Origin of the sequence: Lentzea alba (assembly GCF_047445655.1) — a bacterium.
Lineage (GTDB): Bacteria > Actinomycetota > Actinomycetes > Mycobacteriales > Pseudonocardiaceae > Lentzea > Lentzea alba_A.
Genome location: NZ_JAJAEG010000096.1, coordinates 1 through 1,409, shown reverse-complemented (window position 1 = coordinate 1,409; position 1,409 = coordinate 1). Strand labels below are relative to the sequence as shown.

Annotated in this window: 2 protein-coding genes; both read right to left on the bottom strand. The window is 67.3% G+C overall.

Going from position 1 to position 1,409, the window contains the following annotated elements:
* Positions 1 to 553 (bottom strand): ACT domain-containing protein (locus LFM09_RS50030; RefSeq protein ID WP_414103723.1); only part of this gene is annotated, 553 nt, incomplete at its 3' end.
* Between the two features lie 81 nt (positions 554 to 634).
* The coding region (locus LFM09_RS50025; protein ID WP_414103722.1) for a cytochrome c oxidase subunit I at positions 635 to 1,409 on the bottom strand (775 nt) is incomplete at its 5' end.

The following is a 1,409-nucleotide window of genomic DNA, read 5'->3' as shown; positions in this document are numbered from 1 at the left end:
CGTCGAACACGACCAGGCGCTTGGCCCGCCGCGTCAGGCCGGCCCGCTCGACCGCGATGTCCAGGCCCACCCGCACCGACACGTCCGCCAGCGCCGACCGCAGCTCCGCGTCGTTCTCCAGCGTGTCGTCAGCGACCGAGACCCGCAGCTCAAGGCCGGTGACGGGGTAGTCGGCGACTCCGCGGATCGCGTCGATGTTCACGCCGAGCGACGCGAGCCGGCGGGCGACCTCGGTGAACGCCTTCGCCGTCACCGGGCGGCCCAGCACGATCAGCACGTGCGACGACTCCAGGCGCGCGGTCCGCTTCGAGTCCGCGCCGATCTCGATCTCCACGTGCATCGAGACGGTGGCCATGGCCTGCTCGACCGACTCCTGCAGCCCTTCCGGGTCGTGATCGGTCGACACGAGCGCGCCGAGCACCAGCCGGCCCCGGATGACGACCTGCTCCACGTCCAGCACCTCGACGCCGTGCCTGGTCAGCACGGCGAAGAGCACGGAGGAGACACCGGGCTTGTCGGGGCCGGTCACGGTGATGAGCACGGGCGTTTTCACGTCGTCGTCTCCTCGATAGACGCGAAGAGCCCCGACCGCGTGAGGCAGCCGGGGCTCGTCGTTGAACCTGTTACTCGCAGGTTACTTGTCGTGGTTCGGGTCGTCCTTTTCGGAGGCCGTACCCGACTTGATGGCCGCGGCGGCGAGCTCCGACGGAGCCGCCTTGGCGTCCTTGTGCGAGATCGCCTTGCCGGTGAAGGTCACGTGACCCTCGTGGCGAATCCGCTCGATCATGTGCGGGTAGTGCAGCTCGAACGCCGGGCGCTCCGAACGGATCCGGGGCAGCTCGGTGAAGTTGTGCCGCGGCGGCGGGGACGACGTCGCCCACTCGAGCGAGTTGCCGTAGCCCCACGGGTCGTCCGCCGTGACGACCTCGCCGAAGCGGTACGACTTGAAGATGTTCCAGATGAACGGCAGCGTCGACGCGCCCAGGATGTAGGCACCGATCGTCGAGATCATGTTCAGCGTCGTGAAGCCGTCGGACGCGAGGTAGTCGGCGTACCGGCGCGGCATGCCCTCGTTGCCCAGCCAGTGCTGGACGAGGAACGTCGCGTGGAAGCCGATGAACGTCGTCCAGAAGTGCAGCTTGCCGAGCGGCTCGTCGAGGAACCGGCCGGTGATCTTCGGGAACCAGAAGTAGATGCCGGCGAAGGTCGCGAACACGATCGTGCCGTAGAGCACGTAGTGGAAGTGCGCGACGACGAAGTACGTGTCCGACACGTGGAAGTCGATCGCGGGCGCGGCCAGCAGGATGCCGGAGAGACCACCGAAGAGGAACGTGACGATGAAGCCGATCGAGAAGAGCATCGGCGTCTCGAACGTCAGCTGGCCCTTCCACATCGTGCCGATCCAGTTG